At 68.5% G+C, this 15,868-nt stretch carries 21 protein-coding genes; 14 read left to right on the top strand and 7 right to left on the bottom strand.

All coding sequences use genetic code 11. The features are described 5' to 3' along the window. Positions 1 to 84 precede the first annotated feature (84 nt). The 4 genes from QNO12_RS15030 to QNO12_RS15015 form a co-directional block, all read right to left on the bottom strand. Positions 85 to 1,137, bottom strand: coding sequence for an MsnO8 family LLM class oxidoreductase (locus QNO12_RS15030; RefSeq protein WP_257501349.1), 1,053 nt, complete (start codon positions 1,135 to 1,137; stop codon positions 85 to 87). 82 nt (positions 1,138 to 1,219) lie between these two features. Then, the gene (locus QNO12_RS15025) at positions 1,220 to 1,531 is read right to left on the bottom strand and encodes a hypothetical protein (RefSeq protein WP_257501350.1); all 312 of its coding nucleotides are present in this window, start codon (positions 1,529 to 1,531) and stop codon (positions 1,220 to 1,222) included. Between the two features lie 102 nt (positions 1,532 to 1,633). Further along, the gene (locus QNO12_RS15020; RefSeq protein WP_257501351.1) at positions 1,634 to 2,380 is read right to left on the bottom strand and encodes an MBL fold metallo-hydrolase; all 747 of its coding nucleotides are present in this window, start codon (positions 2,378 to 2,380) and stop codon (positions 1,634 to 1,636) included. Beyond that, positions 2,377 to 3,315, bottom strand: a complete 939-nt coding sequence (locus QNO12_RS15015) for an SDR family NAD(P)-dependent oxidoreductase (protein ID WP_257501352.1) — start codon at positions 3,313 to 3,315, stop codon at positions 2,377 to 2,379. The genes QNO12_RS15020 and QNO12_RS15015 overlap by 4 nt, the downstream gene beginning before the upstream one ends. Before the next feature lie 120 nt (positions 3,316 to 3,435). Between QNO12_RS15015 and QNO12_RS15010 the strand changes: the two genes are divergently transcribed. After that, positions 3,436 to 3,786 (top strand): DUF7882 family protein, encoded by a 351-nt coding sequence (locus tag QNO12_RS15010; protein WP_257501353.1) that lies wholly within the window; start codon positions 3,436 to 3,438, stop codon positions 3,784 to 3,786. Between the two features lie 14 nt (positions 3,787 to 3,800). Here QNO12_RS15010 and QNO12_RS15005 read toward each other — a convergent pair whose 3' ends face one another. Continuing rightward, the gene (locus QNO12_RS15005) at positions 3,801 to 4,364 is read right to left on the bottom strand and encodes a hypothetical protein (RefSeq protein WP_257501354.1); all 564 of its coding nucleotides are present in this window, start codon (positions 4,362 to 4,364) and stop codon (positions 3,801 to 3,803) included. Between the two features lie 30 nt (positions 4,365 to 4,394). After that, positions 4,395 to 5,537, bottom strand: coding sequence for a zinc-dependent alcohol dehydrogenase (locus QNO12_RS15000; protein ID WP_257501355.1), 1,143 nt, complete (start codon positions 5,535 to 5,537; stop codon positions 4,395 to 4,397). 264 nt (positions 5,538 to 5,801) lie between these two features. On the opposite strand from QNO12_RS15000, the gene QNO12_RS14995 reads away from it, so the two are divergent. The 7 genes from QNO12_RS14995 (at position 5,802) to QNO12_RS14965 (ending at position 10,433) form a co-directional block, all read left to right on the top strand. After that, positions 5,802 to 5,990 (top strand): DUF2231 domain-containing protein, encoded by a 189-nt coding sequence (locus tag QNO12_RS14995; RefSeq protein ID WP_257501356.1) that lies wholly within the window; start codon positions 5,802 to 5,804, stop codon positions 5,988 to 5,990. Between the two features lie 2 nt (positions 5,991 to 5,992). After that, on the top strand, positions 5,993 to 6,505 hold the full coding sequence (locus QNO12_RS14990) for a DUF2243 domain-containing protein (RefSeq protein WP_257501357.1): 513 nt from the start codon (positions 5,993 to 5,995) through the stop codon (positions 6,503 to 6,505). 6 nt (positions 6,506 to 6,511) lie between these two features. After that, a complete protein-coding gene (locus QNO12_RS14985; RefSeq protein WP_257501358.1) occupies positions 6,512 to 7,348 on the top strand; it encodes a cytochrome c oxidase assembly protein in 837 nt (278 codons plus the stop codon). Positions 7,349 to 7,420: 72 nt separating this feature from the next. Then, positions 7,421 to 7,690 (top strand): hypothetical protein, encoded by a 270-nt coding sequence (locus QNO12_RS14980; protein ID WP_257501359.1) that lies wholly within the window; start codon positions 7,421 to 7,423, stop codon positions 7,688 to 7,690. An 83-nt stretch (positions 7,691 to 7,773) separates the two neighbouring features. Further along, entirely contained in the window at positions 7,774 to 8,337 is a 564-nt protein-coding gene (locus QNO12_RS14975; protein ID WP_257501360.1) for an NADPH-dependent FMN reductase, read from the top strand. Between the two features lie 189 nt (positions 8,338 to 8,526). Then, positions 8,527 to 9,636, top strand: a complete 1,110-nt coding sequence (locus QNO12_RS14970) for a YihY/virulence factor BrkB family protein (protein WP_257501361.1) — start codon at positions 8,527 to 8,529, stop codon at positions 9,634 to 9,636. A gap of 116 nt (positions 9,637 to 9,752) precedes the next feature. Further along, positions 9,753 to 10,433 (top strand): alpha/beta fold hydrolase, encoded by a 681-nt coding sequence (locus QNO12_RS14965; RefSeq protein WP_257501362.1) that lies wholly within the window; start codon positions 9,753 to 9,755, stop codon positions 10,431 to 10,433. A 93-nt stretch (positions 10,434 to 10,526) separates the two neighbouring features. Here the strand turns inward: QNO12_RS14965 and QNO12_RS14960 are convergent, their stop codons facing one another. Then, positions 10,527 to 11,477 carry a manganese catalase family protein gene (locus QNO12_RS14960; RefSeq protein WP_257501363.1) on the bottom strand — a complete coding sequence of 317 codons (951 nt, stop codon included), beginning with the start codon at positions 11,475 to 11,477 and terminating at the stop codon, positions 10,527 to 10,529. Between the two features lie 135 nt (positions 11,478 to 11,612). Between QNO12_RS14960 and QNO12_RS14955 the strand changes: the two genes are divergently transcribed. The 6 genes from QNO12_RS14955 to QNO12_RS14930 all read left to right on the top strand — a co-directional run bounded on the left by QNO12_RS14955 (position 11,613) and on the right by QNO12_RS14930 (position 15,812). Continuing rightward, entirely contained in the window at positions 11,613 to 12,425 is an 813-nt protein-coding gene (locus QNO12_RS14955; protein ID WP_285178071.1) for a hypothetical protein, read from the top strand. Next, positions 12,403 to 12,816, top strand: a complete 414-nt coding sequence (locus QNO12_RS14950; protein WP_257501472.1) for a phage holin family protein — start codon at positions 12,403 to 12,405, stop codon at positions 12,814 to 12,816. Before QNO12_RS14955 ends, QNO12_RS14950 begins: the two co-directional genes overlap by 23 nt. Continuing rightward, the gene (locus QNO12_RS14945) at positions 12,813 to 13,376 is read left to right on the top strand and encodes a DUF3618 domain-containing protein (protein ID WP_257501365.1); all 564 of its coding nucleotides are present in this window, start codon (positions 12,813 to 12,815) and stop codon (positions 13,374 to 13,376) included. The genes QNO12_RS14950 and QNO12_RS14945 overlap by 4 nt, the downstream gene beginning before the upstream one ends. Before the next feature lie 172 nt (positions 13,377 to 13,548). Then, the gene (locus tag QNO12_RS14940) at positions 13,549 to 14,622 is read left to right on the top strand and encodes an iron-containing redox enzyme family protein (RefSeq protein WP_257501366.1); all 1,074 of its coding nucleotides are present in this window, start codon (positions 13,549 to 13,551) and stop codon (positions 14,620 to 14,622) included. Further along, complete coding sequence (locus tag QNO12_RS14935; protein ID WP_257501367.1) at positions 14,615 to 15,595, top strand: glycosyltransferase family 2 protein; 981 nt, start codon at positions 14,615 to 14,617, stop codon at positions 15,593 to 15,595. The genes QNO12_RS14940 and QNO12_RS14935 overlap by 8 nt, the downstream gene beginning before the upstream one ends. Further along, entirely contained in the window at positions 15,588 to 15,812 is a 225-nt protein-coding gene (locus QNO12_RS14930) for a CDGSH iron-sulfur domain-containing protein (protein ID WP_257501368.1), read from the top strand. The genes QNO12_RS14935 and QNO12_RS14930 overlap by 8 nt, the downstream gene beginning before the upstream one ends. Positions 15,813 to 15,868: the final 56 nt, after the last annotated feature.

Raw genomic sequence — 15,868 nt, 5'->3', positions numbered from 1 at the left:
TCCTCGGCAGTGACCCGAGCCTCGACAGCCCACGTGACACTCCGGCCCCGCACCGTTGCGGCCGCGGCCAGCGGCTCAACCCACTCAGGCCGCGAGCAGCTCCAGGGTCTGAGCCCGACCGGTCGCGGCATCCATCGGCTCACCGTCGAAGGCGCCGCCCACCGGCGAGATCATGACCTCGTCCACGCCGTACATGGCGGCGAACTCCGCGACCTGGGCACGCACGTCCGGTCCGGTGCCGACCAGCCAGCGCCGGCGGGCGGCGGCCATGATCGACTCGGCCTGGGCGTCCGCCTCGACGGTGAGGGCGGCGCGGGCCTGCTCGACCGTCTCGAGCGCGGTCAGCGGCTTGCCGGTGCGCAGACGCGCCATCATGCGCAGCTGCGGCAGCGCCCGCGCTTCGGCCTCCTCGGCATCGGCCGCGGCCACCGCGTTGATCGTCAGGAAGGTCCGCGGCTCCGGGTGGGTCTCGGTGGGCTGGTAGCCGCTGCGGTACAGGTCGAGCGCGCGCTCGAGCCCCTCACCCGAGAAGTGGTTCGCGAACACGTACGGCAGGCCGGTGGATGCCGCCAGCTGAGCCGAGTAATCGCTCGAGCCCAGCAGCCACACCTCCGGCGCGCCCTCCGCGCGGGGGGTCGCGTGGATGCCGTACTCGCCGCCGCTGGCGAACCGGACGGTGGCGCCGTCGGGCGAGACCAGAGAGATGATGTCGCGGATGTGATCGGGGAAGCGTTCCACGTCGGAGGTCGTGCCCGACATCCGCAGAAGCTGGGTGATCACCGGGTCGCTGCCCGGTGCCCGCCCGATGCCGAGGTCGATGCGACCCGGTGCCAGCGCTTCCAGTGCCGCGAACTGCTCGGCGACCACGAGCGGGGAGTGATTCGGCAGCATCACGCCGCCCGACCCCACCCGGATGCGCGCGCTGCGGGACGCTGCCGCCGCGATCAGGACCGGCGGGGTGGTCGACGCGACCGCGGGCATGTTGTGGTGCTCGGCGAACCAGTAGCGACGGTAGCCGAGCTCGTCGGCTCGCGAGACGAGGTTCAGCGACGCGCTCACCGCCTGAGCACTGGTCTGGCCGGTGCGTACGGGCACGAGGTCGAGGACGGAGAGGGCGGGTGCGGGTGCGGTGGTCATCCCCAGGTGCAACCGTTCCGACCGGCCGCGGCATTCCCGCCGGGGCGAGCACGTGCAACCCCGGCGGGCGCACGACCCCGCCTCACGCGGTGGTTTCTCCCAACGCGTCAACGGCGGCGTCGAACACCAGCGTCTGCGCCACCTCGACGGCGAGGTCGTATCGCGGCCCGGCGAGGGCGACACACACGGCCCCGACGACCCGGATGAAGCCGACCGTCACGTCGGATGATGTCACTTCGTAGCAGTCCGGGCTGATGAGCGCCCACTGCAGCGGTGACGACGGTGCGGGCGGGTCTGCCGGGCGTCGGGCGGGGAGCTGCTTGAGCGCATCGGCGGCTGCGTCGCGAGGCAGGTTCGCCTCTCGCGGCGGCGCCACCGAAATCCGCACAATCACGATGCACCCCTCTTCACGGCCGACCTCAACTGTGCCGCGCCCCGGTGGCTCGAGGAGGAGGGTTGACTACGGCCCGGGTTTGGAGTACACCGCGTGGGGTCCTCATGAGGGTCCGACGGCGCGGGCGTGAGCGGCGGCGACCCGGATGCCGTCGGTGAAGGGCTCCCCGTGTCCGGTCAGAACCAGACCCGCACCGGTCGCGGCCAGCTCGTCGAGCGTCGTGAGTGCCACGGCGCTGTCGGCGGTCGCCGCACCGGCGACGATCCGCGGTCCGGTGCCGGCGGTGTACGGGTCGTACGTGACGAGTGCGTCACCGCTGAACAGGATGCCCCGGTCCGCCATGAAGTACGCACAGTGGCCGGCCGTGTGGCCCGGCGACCAGATGGGCGTCAAACCCCCGGGCAGGTCCAGGCGGCTGCCGGGGACCACATCGCTTTTCGCCTTGATGCCCTTGACCCAGAGCGCCCCGGCGGCCGTCATCCGGGCGAGGATTGGGATCGCTGCGGGGTGCTGCACGGGAGACCGGGCACGGGCATTCTCATGCGCGTACCGGTAGGGATGCCGTGCCAGGTCCTGGTCGTCCGGGTGGATGTGCGAGGCGACCCTGTTCTCCCAGCTCAAGCGGTCGCACATGCCGACATGATCGAAATGGCCGTGCGTGAGCACCACCGCCGAGATGTCGAACGGTGTCGCCCCGACGTTCCTCAAGGCAGCGGTCAGGCGTGACCAGCTGCCCGGCAGTCCACCGTCGACGAGCACGATCCCGTCGTCGGCGACGATGAGGTAGCAGTTGACGGCAGCCTTCTCGAGCCGGTAGACGCCGTCCGCGACGACCTCGACGCGGCTCATGACCGGGTCCTGGCGCGTGCGGCGTCCTCGCGCTTCATCCGGTCGCGCACACCGCCTTCGACCGCCGTGCCCGCCTCGGTGGGCGCGAAGATCGAGCCCTGAGTGTGCGGCCGCGGAAAGCCGCGCTGCCGCTCGGCGTCGACGGTCTTCGCGGACAGCCGTTCCGTGAGGTCGGGGAAGATCCGGTGCGAGATGTTCGCGACGCGGGCTTTCCCTCCCACCGGGTGTTCCTCCTTGGGATCGGTACAGGCTGCCACGATCGCGTCGACGACAATACCGGGGTCGTCCATCGCCGCCATCCGAGGCGCATGTCCGGTGTAGTTGGCAGCGTGGTCCCACCAGGGCGTGTCCACGGCCCAGGGCATGATGGTGCCGACTTTGATGGTCTCGGAGACTCCGGCCAGGCGGAGCTCCTCGTTCAGAGTCCTGCTCAAGCTGAGCACCGCGGCTTTGGACGCCGCGTAAGAGGACAGGTAGGCCAGCGGGAGTTCGCTCTCCACAGACCCGACGTTTATCAGGACGCCGCTGCCCTGTGCCAGGAACCGGCGCAGCGCCGCGTGTGCCCCATAGAGGAGGCCGTTGACGTTCACGTCGATCACGCGAGCGTGGGCTTCCACGGGCACGTCCCAGAACGGTCCGAGCGCTCCGATCCCGACGTTGTTCACCCAGACGTCGATCCGCCCGAAGCGGTCGACCGCGGTGGCGGTCAGCCGTGCGATGTCTGGAGCGGCGCTCACATCCGTGGCCACCGGGACGGCGATCCCTCCGCGCTCCGCGATCTCGCCGGCCAGCTGCTCCAGGACCTGGCCGCGACGAGCCGCCACCACCACGTTGGCGCCGAGGTCGCTCAGGCGGACGGCGGCTCCCCGGCCGATGCCGCTGGAGGCACCGGTGATCACGATCGTCTTGCCGTGCACGCTTTCCTTCTCGCTCATCCCGTCATCCTCAGGGACTCGTGCGGCGCTCGCAGCGCCCCTTGCCAAGCCGCGTACCAGTCGCTATATGGGGGCGCGTCGGCACTGGCACAACTGGAGCAGTCGGCGTACGGTGACGGGGTGGGCACCATCTACTACGGTGGATCCGACACGGCGATCCACATCGAAGACCGCGCACTCGCGCACGTGAAGGCGGTCATCGCGACCAAGCTTCGGCGCAGCGAGAGCTTCACGCTTTCGTGGCGGCACTCCGTCGATGAGGCCCCGGGGCGCACGACGATCTGGCTGCATCCGTCCATCCCGTTGCGGTTCGTGTTCGAGGACCCCGAGCCGGTGGAGCTGAGCCGCGAGTGGATCATGCAGCTTGCGCGTTCCGCCAACTCGTCCGGCGGCATCATGCTGGTCGCCGAAGAGTTCGACACCGAACCTTCCCGGATTGCGGCCGACGAAGCCGCAGCCCAGCCCGTGTGACTGGACCGGCGAGCTCATCGCCGCGCGATCCGGACCAGCGCCCGGATCGCGATGACCCCGGCCAGCAGCCACGGCCCCCACACCAGCACGGGGTCCAGCCACGCGTGCTTCAGATCGACGCGTCCACGCCCGACGCGCGAGGACAGCGGACGGTGGCCGCGCTCGCCCAGGACGCCGCTCTCCGTGATCGGATTGTCGGGCCGCCGGGTGGCGAAGGACTTCACATGCGCCGTCATCGCGTCCACTCGGTCGCCGAGAATCAGCAACAGCCAGTGCGCCGCCTGGCCTTCGCTGTAGGTGTCGTAGGCGTACCTGCGGATGACTCCGGCCAGTCCCTTCAGGGGCTGTGCGGTTCCGAACACCGGAGTGAGCCGCAGGTGCTCCACTGATTTCTCGCGTCGGCCCGGGTCGGGCTGCTGGGGAGGCAGATCCCAGTGCGCGCCCGTGACGATGCCGGGCTGCTCGCGTGGGAACGCCGGTCGGTCAGCGGGGTCCAGGTCGACCCCCCAGCCCGGGATGCGGGCGCGCAACTCTGCGGCGCTCGGTGTGGCGCCGGGCTTTTCGGATGTGTAGGGCATGTCGTTCCTTCGCGGTTCGGGGCCGCGCCGTCAGTTCGGCGTGACGACCGTCTTGATGCAGTCATCGAGCTTCGACGAGAAGACGTGATAGCCCTCGGCGATCTCGTCCAGCGGGATGCGGTGCGTGATCAGGTCGCTCGGCGTGATGATGCCGTTGCGGATGTGCTCCCAGAGCCGCGGCCACTGTCGCTTCACGGGAGCCTGATTCGTCCGGATGGTGAGGCCCTTGTTCATCGCGTCACCGAATTTCACGGCGCTGAACAGGGGTCCGTACGCGCCCATCACCGAGACGGTCCCCCCTTTGCGGACCGAGTCGATCGCCCAGTTCAGAGCAACCGGGGAACCCCCCTGCAACTTCAGTTTCGCCGAGGTCACATGCTGGATGACGTGGCCGTCGGCTTCGGCACCGACCGCATCGATCGCGACGTCAGCGCCGAGGCCATCGGTGGCGCGCTTGAGGTGGCGAACGATGTCGCCCACCTGCCCGAAGTTGACCGTCTCGGCGAACGCGAAGGACTTCGCCTTCTCGAGCCGGTAGTCCAGGTAGTCCACGACGATGACGCGGCCGGCGCCCATGAGCCAGCAGGACCGCGCGGCTGCAAGACCGACCGGCCCCGCCCCGAAGACCACCGCGGTGTCACCCTCGACGATGTCCGCCAGCTGGGCCCCGAAGTAGCCGGTGGAGAAGGCATCCGTCAGCAGGAGGGCGTTCTCGTCGCTGATCCCCTCCGGGATGACGGAGGGGCCGACGTCCGCGAACGGAACCCGGACGCGCTCCGCTTGGCCGCCGTCGTAGCCGCCGCTCGTGTGCGAGTACCCGTAGATGCCGCCGACGGCGGTCGCGTTCGGGTTGACGTTGTGGCAGTTGGAATACAGGCCGCGAGCGCAGAAGAAGCACGAGCCGCAATAGATATTGAAGGGGACCATCACGCGGTCCCCGACGTTGACGTTCTGCACGGAGGAGCCGACCTCTTCGATGGTCCCGATGAACTCGTGACCGAAGGTATGGCCGATCCGCGTGTCCGGCATCATGCCGTGGTACAGGTGCAGATCGGAACCGCAGATCGAGGCCAGCTCGACTCGGACGATCGCGTCGTTCGGGTGCTCCAGCCTCGGGTCGGGCTTCTCCTCGACGCGCATCTTGTACGGACCGCGGTAGACCATCGCCTTCATAGCGCACCTCCAGGGAACCCAGCATTACTCAGTCCGCGCCTCGGCCGGAGGGGGTTGCGCCATTCCTGCATCGCGTGCAAGCGCAGCGACCGCGGATCGCGCGGTGAAGCCGACTGGCGGATGCCCGCGGCCAGCGGGGGTCTCCAGACGGCCGTGCTTCACGCTGTCAAGCCCTTGGGACAATCGGAACCCCGGTCCTAGCGTCGGTGCGATCTCAGTCCCTTCTGACTGGATCTCAGTCCCTTCTGACTGGAGCAGCGAAGCATGGACCCGAACACACGCACACAGACCAAGCACCCGCGGACGGCAGTGGCCGGGCCGTACGGCCACCCGTTCCATCCCATCCTGGTGACGATCGGGGTGGGAGTGTCCGGGTGGCTGGGCGGCAAGCTCGCCTACACGTACGGCGTTCGGGTCGCTGAGGAGAAGACCCAGGCCGAAGGACTCCGCTGACCTTGTCCATCCCTGGAAACGCCGGTTCGAGTGCGGGCGACGCCGCAGCAGTCCGGGATCGGGCGCGCGCGGCGATGTCCGGCCGCAACCTGATCTCCGGCATCTTGTTCGGTGTGGGCCTGGTCGCGTTCGTCGATGAGGCGGTCTTCCACCAGATTCTGCACTGGCATCACTTCTACGATCGCGGGACGCCCGCTCTCGGTCTGGTCTCGGACGGGCTCTTCCACGCCCTGAGCTGGGGCGCGACGATCGGCGGCCTGTTCCTGCTCGCGGACCTGCGCCGGCGCGATGCATTCCGGCAGGCACGGTGGTGGGGCGGGGTGCTCCTGGGCGCCGGGGGATTCCAGCTGTACGACGGCATCGTTCAGCACAAGCTCTTCGGACTGCATCAGATCCGGTACGTTCCCGATCTTCTGCTCTACGACATGGTCTGGAACGTCATTGCGGCGCTGCTCGTGGTCGCCGGCATCGTGGTGACCGTGCGCACCCGACCGCGCGCCGGACGGGTGGAGTGACGCGGCATGCACCACGGCTCCAGCGCGTCGCTGAATCCCGATCTGCTCCTGGCCGTCCCCATCGTTCTGGCCGCGGCGATGTACCTCGGTGGAGCGTGGATCCAGTGGCAGCGGGCTCGACCATGGCCATGGTGGCGCACGGCAGCCTGGCTGGCGGGCGTGCTTGCCGCGGCCGCCGGATTCGTCGGTCCGCTCGCGGCCGCCGCGCACGACGACTTCGTCGCACACATGGGCGTGCATCTGCTGGTCGGTATGGTCGCGCCTCTGCTTCTGGTCATCGCGGCGCCGGTGACGCTCGCCCTGCGGTCGCTGCATGTCACACCCGCCCGCCGGCTCGTGCGCCTGCTGTCCAGCCGGCCGGCGCGGGTCGCGTGCGCACTCCCGCTCGCGGCCGTCCTGAACATCGGGGGCATGTGGGTGCTGTACACGACGGACCTCGCTGCGCTGATTCATCAGAACCCGCTCGCCCAGGTGGCGATGTCGGCGCATTTCCTGCTGGCCGGATACCTCTTCACCGCTGCGGTGATCCCGATGGATCCCGCGCCCCATCGCGCCGCCTACCCGGTGCGCGCCGGGGTGCTGATGCTCTTCCTCGCAGCCCACAGCATCCTGGCGAAGGTGATCTACGCCGATCCGCCCTCCGGCGTCGACGCTGCGGTCGCGCAATCCGCCGCGCAGCTGATGTACTACGCGGGCGGCGTCGTGGACGCCGTGATGCTCACCGTTCTCTGTGCGCTCTGGTACCGCGACACCGGGCGTCGACTCGATCGTGCCGCGAGAGGGCCGTGGGGGCGGTTCCGCAGCGACTACCGCCGAACCGCCCCGGAGTCAAGCCCGTCGTGATCCGCCCGCGGGTCCGGGCACCCTGGGCACTGAGACCCCACGGACCGCGGGGGCCCGCTCGAGGAGGCTGAAATGTCGACCGGTCAACTCTCAGCCGAACGGAAGAGCTCACCGGAGCTCGTCTGGATAGGCGACGGCGCGTGGGTCGCCCGCGACACCCGGCTCGCCGAGAACGATCCTCATCGCGTCGTCGCATACCTGGAGTGCAAAGATCACCGCGTCTACGTGCTGTGGGTGCGCGGCCGCAGGGACGTCAGCTGCTTCAACAGCCTGCGTGAAGCGCTGACGGAAATCGCCGCATCCGCTGCGGCATTCGCACTCGAGGCCGCCGGACCCTCCTGAATCGATTGCGCGGCGGCGGGGTGTTGTGCTGATGGCCTCGGGGCGACAATGACCTCAGGGGAGCACTGAGTCAGGGAGCAACCATGTCCTACCGAGTCGGCTACTTCGTCGGGAGCCTGTCCTCCACCTCGATCAATCGAATCCTCTCCAGAGCGCTCATCCGCTTGTCGCCCGATGATCTGGAGTTCACCGAGCTCCCGATCCGTGACCTGCCGCTCTACAGCCAGGACTACGACGCGGACTATCCGCCCGTCGCGAGGCAGCTCAAGCAGGCGATCGCCGCCACCCAGGCCGTGCTGTTCGTCACACCCGAATACAACCGCTCCATTCCGGGGGGACTGAAGAACGCGATCGACTGGGCGTCCCGCCCCTGGGGGGAGAACTCCTTCGATCACATTCCCGCCGCCGTGATCGGGGCATCGGTCGGGTCGATCGGAACGGCCGTCGCGCAGCAGAGCCTTCGTGGGGTCCTCAGCTTCTGCAACGCCCGCCAGATGACCGCACCCGAGGCGTACATCCAGTTCTCCCCCGAGGTCTTCAGCGAGGACGGCTCGGTGTCCGACCCGGACACGGAGCAGTTCCTGCACAGCTTCATGGCTGACTTCCGCGAGCACATCCAGCGGGTTCTGACAGTGCTGCCGCGATAGCAGCCGTCGCGCCGCCGCTGTGTGGTCGGTGCGGGGAGACCCTTTTACTTGCGCGTGGACGGTTTGGCAAGGGCGGAACCGGAGTCAGCTCGGACGCGTAGAAAAGGGGCTCACCGATCCCGCGGATCGGCACCGTAGACCGGCGGCGGCTCTCTCAACGCCTCGGCACAGCCCATTCGGGAGACACACATGAGCACAGACACCTCCGCGAAAGCCGCCCGTGACAAGGGTGCGCCGGACCCGGAACACCCCGCCAAGCCGGATTCGCCCGCAGACCTGCAGAAGCGCTCTTGGAAGTACGTCTTCGGCAAGACGATCCGTGAGTTCTCATCGGATGAGTGCCCCGACATCGCCGCGGCGCTCACCTACTATTCGGTCCTGTCCCTGTTCCCCGGCCTGGTCGCCATCTTCTCCCTGCTCGGTGTGTTCGGGCAGGGTGGGGCGGCCAGCGACGCCATCCTCGAGATCGTCGGGCAGGTGGTCCCCGCCGACACGGCGGACGCGATCCGCGGTCCGATCGAACAGCTGGCAAGCTCCCCGGCTGCCGGCGTCGCCTTGATCAGCGGCGTGGTTCTGGCCATCTGGTCCGCCTCCGGCTACATCGGAGCCTTCAGCCGGGCCATGAACCGCATCTATGAGATCGAGGAGGGCCGTCCGTTCTGGAAGCTGAAGCCGGCTCAGCTGCTGGTGACGGTGGTCGGGATCGTCCTGATTCTGGTGGCGGTGATCATCCTCGTGATTTCCGGTCCGGTCACCGAGGCGGTCGGCGGGGCGCTCGGCATCGGTGACGTGGCACAGACCATCTGGTCCATTGCGAAGTGGCCGGTGCTCGCCTTCATCGTCGTCCTGATGGTCGCGATCCTCTACTACGCGACGCCCAATGCCAAGCAGCCGAAGTTCCGGTGGATGAGCCTCGGGGCGCTGCTGGCGATCCTGGTGCTGGTGCTCGCGACCGTGGCCTTCGGCTTCTACATCGCCAACTTCTCCAATTACGACCGCACGTACGGCTCCCTGGCCGGCATCATCGTGTTCCTCCTTTGGCTGTGGATCGCGAACCTGGCTCTGCTGTTCGGCGCGGAGTTCGATGCCGAGATGGAGCGCGGGCGTCAGCTGCAGGCGGGAATCGCGGCCGAGGAGGAGATCCAGCTGCCGCCGCGAGACACGCGCAAGAGCGACAAGGTTGCAGCGAAGGAGGAGAAGGATGTCGCGGAGGGACGGCGTATCCGTGAACAGCACGAGCCCGGTGCCGGCGACCAGAGCGACGCAGATGACCGAACACCCTCGAGCGGACCGCGGTGAGCGGCGCGGGCACGGACCAACGTCTGACCGTTCCCGAGTCTCGCCGGCATCAGGTCGGAGACCTCGCGTTCCGCGTCCAGTCGTCTGAAGGTCGCGCCAGGGAGCTGCCGCCGTTCGTGTTGATTCACGGCATCGGCGTCTCACACCGCTATTACGACCGCCTGCATCGCGTACTCGCGACGTTCAGTGACGTGCACTCCATCGACCTCCCCGGTTTCGGCGGTCTGCCCGCGCCTGTCGGCGCTCTCAGCGTCGCCGACATGGCCTCTGCCCTTGCCGCGCTGCTGAAGGAGCTCGGGCTGACTCGGGCGGTCCTGGTCGGGCATTCCATGGGGGCGCAATGGGTGGTCGAGCTGGCGGCACAGCATCCCGACCTCGCCTCGCACGTGGTCATCATCGGTCCGGTCAGCGATGACCGGCACCGCACGGCGCTCGCGCAGTGCGTCGCCCTGGCAGTGGACACTGTGGGCGAGCCGCCCAGTGGCAACGCCGTGGTCTTCTCCGACTATCTGCGCTGCCCACCCTGGTGGTACTTCGCGCAGCTGCGGCAGATGGTCAGCTATCGCATCGAGGACCGCGCGGCTGCCCTGACGATGCCCCTCCTGGTGATGAGGGGAGGCAACGACCCGATCGCAGGACTTGCGTGGTGTCATCGGCTCCGTTACCGCGCCGATCGTGCCGAACTGGTCGTGGTCGCCGGCCACCGCCATCTCGTCCACTACACCGCGCCTCGCGAGGTTGCATCCGCGGTGGTCGACTTCGTCGCGCGGCATGCCGCCCAGCCGCGGGACGCGTGAGGCGGCCTTCGTCCGAGCGTCGCCGACGGCACCGACAGGCCGGTATCGTCCGGGCGGAGCGATGCCGACCTGTCGGGCCGAGGTGGGGTCAGCTCAACCGAGCCGACCGAAGGTGGCGTCGATCTCGGCCATCTCCATGGCCGCGGTCGCGGCGATGAGGGCCTGCAGATCCTTGTCCGCGCCGGGAGAGAACTCCTCGAAGCGCTCCGGGGAGATGGTCAACGGCGCTCCCTCGGGAGCCTGCTCGCTGGCATCCAGCTTGGTGCCGTCGTTCGACGGCGACATGCCCTGGAAGATCTTGCCGGCCTCGGACTGGGCGTCCAGGTCGAACGAGTACTGCTTGCTCTGCAGCCCGAGATCCAGGAGCCGCTTGACCTCGGGGAAGCTCTCGGCATTCGTCTTCGGGATGGGCAGCGCGGTGTTCCAGTTGACGCCGAGGGTCTCGAGGGCCTGAGCGTAGGCGTTCTCGTGAGCCTGGTCGCGGACGATCAGGTAGGAGATCGTGGAGCGGGCCATCTTGTTGTCTGTCATCTCGTACAGGCGGCATTTCTGCAAGCGGCCGGTCGACTCCAGCATCAGGTTGTAGAGCAGGTCCAGAACGAGATTGCCGGAGTTGTACACGTAACTGCCCAGCCACGGATTGCCCGCGGCATCGACCGGGAGCGCACCCTGCGCCCCCACGAGATAGTGGTGGATGTTGCTGTGGTCCAGCGCGATATTGAGCGGAATCCCCCCACCCGCCGCGGGAGCGTCGAGGGGGTCGGTCTTCTTGCCCTGGTAGCGAGGGGACCCGTCGAGGAGCCGCGAGATCGTGGTGCCGATCAGCTCGACATGGCTGATCTCCTCGGTGCCGATCCCCTGGATCAGGTCGCGATACGGCTTGCCGTCGGGACCACGGAAATTGATGCTCTGGAACAGATACTGCATCATCGTGCGCATCTCGCCGAACTGCCCGCCCAGTCCCTCCTGCAGGGCGTTGGCCGCCGCCGGATCCGGCTCGTCCTGTTCGATCTCGTTGATCAGTCGCTGAACGTGGAAGTACATGTATTCCTCCTCGGAATGACGGGATATGACTACTTTCCGCCCGCGCAAGATCGACCGCACGGGGCTGGACATCACCGCGGGCGGTCGCCTACTATCCCCCCGCCGACCCGTCCATCGCCTCCCCTTCCGCGCATTATGCATGCCGACAACGCTTTGGCAAGGCCCGTTCCTGGGCGGGGGAGCGAGCGTAGGAATGTCCTCAGTCCGGTGATGCCGCCGGTAACCGAGAGGATGAGCATGTCAGACAGTTATCTCCCGCCGGTGTCAGACGACACCGCCAACAGGGACGAGACGAGCTCGCTTGAGACGGCCAAACAGGAAGCGAGCGATCTGAAGCAGACGGCCGTGACTGAAGCCGGCCACGTGGCGGAGACCGCGAAGAGTGAAGCCGGCGTCGTTGCACGCGAGGTCACATCGCAGGCGAAGGACCTCTACGCGCAGACGCAGCGCGAGCTGAAGGACCAGGCCCAGGTGCAGCAGCAGCGTGTCGCATCCGGTCTGCGCTCGGTCAGCGAGGAACTGGACTCCATGACCGCCAACGCGGAGAATCCGGGACTGGCTGCGGACCTGTTGCGGCAAGCCGCGGGACGCATCTCCGGCGCTGCGGCCTGGCTCGGCGATCGAGACCCGGGATCGCTGCTGACGGAGGTGAAGTCGTTCGCGCGCCGCAGGCCCGGCACATTCATCATCGGCGCCGCGGTTCTCGGCGTGGCCGCAGGCAGGCTCACCCGGGCGCTCGCGGCGAACGCCTCGGATGAGCGGTCGGACTCGGCAGCCGCCGCTCCGGCTTCGCCGACGACCGCGGGCACTGCGCCGACGACGTCCGGCGAGCTCTACGCAACACCACCGACCGTCGAAGAGACGCCCGTGTTCGCGCAGTCGTCTGCCGCTCGGTCGACCGAGCTGCCCCGGGAGGAAGCCCGTGATGTCCGATCCGACTCCTTCTGAGGTCAAGGCGGCCAATACCTCGCTGGGAGAGCTTCTCGGCGAGGTCACCAGGGATATGTCCACCCTGATGCGTCAGGAACTGGAGTTGGCGAAAGCGGAACTCAAGGACTCGGCGTCGAAGGCGGCCAAGGGCGCCGGCATGCTCGCCGGGGCCGCGTACGGGGCGGGCATGACCGTGCTGTTCCTGTCGATCGCGCTCTGGTGGGCATTGGGCACGCTGGTCGGGGGCGGGTGGTCCGGCGTGATCGTCGCCGTCCTGTGGGCGGTGATCGCGCTGATCCTGTTCTCGGTCGGCCGCAAGCAGGTCAAGCAGATCGAAGGCGCTCCGCAGACCGTGGAGTCCATCAAGGAGATCCCTGAGACATTGAAAAGGAATGAGGAGAACCGATGAGTGATTCACCCGATGCCATCCGCGCCGACATCGAGCGGACGCGGCGAGAACTGGGCACCGATGTCGACGCCCTCGCCGACAAGGTGTCGCCCACGAAGATCATGGATCGCCAGACGGACAAGGTGAAGCATGCCTTCGGGTCGGTCCGCGACCGCGTCATGGGCGCCGCCGACGACACCGGGTCCGTGCTGAGTGACGCCGGATCGTCCGCCGGCGAAATGAAGGATCGCGTGGTCGCCAAGGCGGAAGGCAACCCGCTGGCGGTCGGCTTGATCGCCTTCGGGGCCGGCCTGCTCGTCGCGTCGCTGATTCCCGCTTCCTCGAGGGAGAAGCAGGTCGCAGCACAGGTCAAGGACCAGGCCCAGCCGCTCGTGGACACCGTGACGGATGCCGCCAAAGAAGTGGGCGAGCACCTGAAGGAGCCGGCTCAGGAGGCCGCGCAGGCGGTCAAGGCGACGGCCTCGGACGCGGTGGAATCCGTCAAGTCCGAGGCCCAGACCGCGACCGAGGAGGTCCAGGGGCAGGCGCAGGCCGCCCGGGATAACGTCAGCGGCGGTTGAGTGCACCCCCGAAGTGGCGGAGCCGAAGGGGTCTCCGCCACTTCGGGTTTGTCGGGTCACGACACCAGTACCTGCAGTAGCCGTTGCCGTCAAGCCCCAGGCGGCGGCATGCCGAGGGTGGGACCTTTGATCATGACGCCGTCAGTGGCGTCCAGTCCCGCCAGGAGCCAGAATGACGATCACGGACGTCGAAGTCCCGTCGGATGTGTACGCCGATTCACGCGGTCCCGTCAGCGCGCTGTTGCTCGACCTGCTGCACCATGCCGACCCCGCTGGCCCGATCGGTGACTCTCTGCTCGAAGCGACCCGGACGGCGCTCGCCGCATCCCCTGACATCGCCGCCGACGATGACCTGCAGTTCTCCCTGTTCCTGCTCTATGCCTGCGCCTACGGGTCCCTGGACTGGATCGACCCGGACTGGGAGTGGCACACCGGCCTGCTGGATGCTCGGCGGGCGATCGAGTCGGCCTTCGAGTCGGAGCTGCGGCGGAGCGTTGCGATGCCGGAACCGCCGGCCGCCGATGCCGAGGCCATCGCTGCCGCGCTCTTCGCCCTCACCGCCCCGACACCGGGTCCCTCGCTGTCGCGATTCCTGGCCAAGCGGGCAACCCTCGCCCAGGCCCGCGAGTTCCTCGTCCAGCGCAGCGTCTACACGCTGCGGGAGGCGGATCCGCATTCGTGGGCCATCCCACGGCTCACCGGGCGGCCCAAGGCCGCGCTCGTGGAGATCCAGTCCGACGAGTACGGCGGGGGGCGTCCGGAACGCATGCACGCCGAGATCTTCGCCCGCACCATGCGCGGAGCCGGCCTGGACCCCACCTACGGCCGCTACGTCGACCTCGTTCCGGCGGTGACCCTCGCGTCGCAGAATGCGATGTCGATGTTCGGGATCAATCGTCGGCTGCTGGGTGCGATCGTGGGCCACCTGGCGGCGTTCGAGATGACGTCGTCGCTTCCGAACCGCATGTACGGGGACGGATTCCGCCGGCTCGGCTTCGGTGCCGACGTCACGGAGTACTTCGACGAGCATGTCGAAGCCGACGCGGTGCACGAGCAGATCGCCGCGCGCGACCTCGCCGGAGGCCTCGGTGAGGACAGGCCAGACCTGATCGCCGACATCTTCTTCGGGGCAGCCGCCTGCCTCGCTCTGGACGATCGAGTGGCGGACGGCATGCGCGCCGCCTTCGAGGGGGGACGCAGTTCGCTGAGGCCGGGCGCAGAGCTTCCGGCGCGCGTCCATGAGTGAGCGCGACATCGAATACGTGCTTCCCCTGCGCCGCCACGACACGATCGGGGAGGCTGAGCTCGTCCGATATCTGGAGTGGCTCAGCGGCCGCGTCGAGGTGACCGTCGTGGACGGGTCAGCCTCGGACCTGTTCGCCGGCCTTGCGCGCGTCCTGCCGGCCGAGGTCCGCCACCTCGCACCGCGGCATCCGGGTCTGAACGGCAAGGCCCGGGGCGTGCTCACCGGTGTGGAGGCCGCCCGACACGAGTTGATCGTGCTGGCCGACGACGACATCCGCTACGACGAGGCCGCCCTGGCGGCAGTGGCCGACCGCCTGAGCGATGCGGACCTGGTCCGGCCGCAGAACCTGTACAGCTCGTATCCCTGGCACGCACGTTGGGACACCGCCCGGATGCTGGTGGCGCGAGCCTTCGGCGGCGACTACGGCGGGACGCTCGGAGTGCGACGCTCGACGCTCCAGGCTGCCGGGGGCTACAGTGCCGACGTGCTCTTCGAGAATCTGGAGCTCGAGCGCACCGTCCGCTGCGTCGGGGGAAAGGTGGACGTGGCGCGGGATGTGTACGTCCTGCGCCGCCCGCCGACGGCGCGGCACTTCCTCGGACAGCGCGTGCGGCAGGCGTACGACGACCTCGCCCAGCCCGGCCGTCTCCTCACCGAGCTGGCCATCCTGCCGCTTGTGTCCGCAGGCGTGGCACAGCGGAAGTGGCCGCTGCTTGCCGCGCTCGCCGCCGCGGTCGTGGGCGTCGCAGAGGTCGGCCGCCGCAGGGACGGTGGCGCACGCCGGATCCCCGTCGGCACGACTCTGTGGGCGCCGCTGTGGATCCTGGAGCGCGCGGTATCCGTCTGGCTGGCACTGATCGCCCGTCTGCGCGGCGGAATCGTCTACGCGGGTGCGCGCATCCCCTCCGCCGGCACCCCGCTGCCGATCCTGCGCCGCCGGATCGCCGGAATGAGGAGCGCTTCGGATGGCTGATGACCCGATCCCGCAGATCACCGCCTGCAAGGACGGTCCGCTGCTGGTGCGCGGTGCGGTGCAGATCGTGGGCGACGACGGACAGGTGGTCGAGCACTCCCGCCGCACCGTCGCGCTGTGCCGATGCGGCGCGTCGGCCATCAAACCCTGGTGCGACGGCACCCACAAGCTGATCCGGTTCGCGACCACCGACCCGACCACGGCACCTGCGGGGTGACCGGCGGCCGCGGCCGTGTTCCGTACCGGCCGCGGTGCGCACCGGTTCGGCCGGGC

The organism is Microbacterium sp. zg-B185, assembly GCF_030246885.1.
Classification (GTDB): Bacteria; Actinomycetota; Actinomycetes; order Actinomycetales; family Microbacteriaceae; genus Microbacterium.
This window is presented reverse-complemented; position numbering and strand designations above follow the sequence as displayed.

Bases quoted from the DNA above. Each gene is read 5' to 3' on its own strand.
- QNO12_RS15030 (WP_257501349.1), bottom strand. From the start codon at position 1,137: ATGACCACCGCACCCGCACCCGCCCTCTCCGTCCTCGACCTCGTGCCC.
- QNO12_RS15020 (WP_257501351.1), bottom strand. From the start codon at position 2,380: ATGAGCCGCGTCGAGGTCGTCGCGGACGGCGTCTACCGGCTCGAGAAG.
- QNO12_RS15015 (WP_257501352.1), bottom strand. From the start codon at position 3,315: ATGAGCGAGAAGGAAAGCGTGCACGGCAAGACGATCGTGATCACCGGT.
- QNO12_RS15005 (WP_257501354.1), bottom strand. From the start codon at position 4,364: ATGCCCTACACATCCGAAAAGCCCGGCGCCACACCGAGCGCCGCAGAG.
- QNO12_RS15000 (WP_257501355.1), bottom strand. From the start codon at position 5,537: ATGAAGGCGATGGTCTACCGCGGTCCGTACAAGATGCGCGTCGAGGAG.
- QNO12_RS14995 (WP_257501356.1), top strand. From the start codon at position 5,802: ATGGACCCGAACACACGCACACAGACCAAGCACCCGCGGACGGCAGTG.
- QNO12_RS14985 (WP_257501358.1), top strand. From the start codon at position 6,512: ATGCACCACGGCTCCAGCGCGTCGCTGAATCCCGATCTGCTCCTGGCC.
- QNO12_RS14980 (WP_257501359.1), top strand. From the start codon at position 7,421: ATGTCGACCGGTCAACTCTCAGCCGAACGGAAGAGCTCACCGGAGCTC.
- QNO12_RS14975 (WP_257501360.1), top strand. From the start codon at position 7,774: ATGTCCTACCGAGTCGGCTACTTCGTCGGGAGCCTGTCCTCCACCTCG.
- QNO12_RS14970 (WP_257501361.1), top strand. From the start codon at position 8,527: ATGAGCACAGACACCTCCGCGAAAGCCGCCCGTGACAAGGGTGCGCCG.
- QNO12_RS14960 (WP_257501363.1), bottom strand. From the start codon at position 11,477: ATGTACTTCCACGTTCAGCGACTGATCAACGAGATCGAACAGGACGAG.
- QNO12_RS14955 (WP_285178071.1), top strand. From the start codon at position 11,613: ATGCATGCCGACAACGCTTTGGCAAGGCCCGTTCCTGGGCGGGGGAGC.
- QNO12_RS14950 (WP_257501472.1), top strand. From the start codon at position 12,403: ATGTCCGATCCGACTCCTTCTGAGGTCAAGGCGGCCAATACCTCGCTG.
- QNO12_RS14945 (WP_257501365.1), top strand. From the start codon at position 12,813: ATGAGTGATTCACCCGATGCCATCCGCGCCGACATCGAGCGGACGCGG.
- QNO12_RS14940 (WP_257501366.1), top strand. From the start codon at position 13,549: ATGACGATCACGGACGTCGAAGTCCCGTCGGATGTGTACGCCGATTCA.
- QNO12_RS14935 (WP_257501367.1), top strand. From the start codon at position 14,615: ATGAGTGAGCGCGACATCGAATACGTGCTTCCCCTGCGCCGCCACGAC.
- QNO12_RS14930 (WP_257501368.1), top strand. From the start codon at position 15,588: ATGGCTGATGACCCGATCCCGCAGATCACCGCCTGCAAGGACGGTCCG.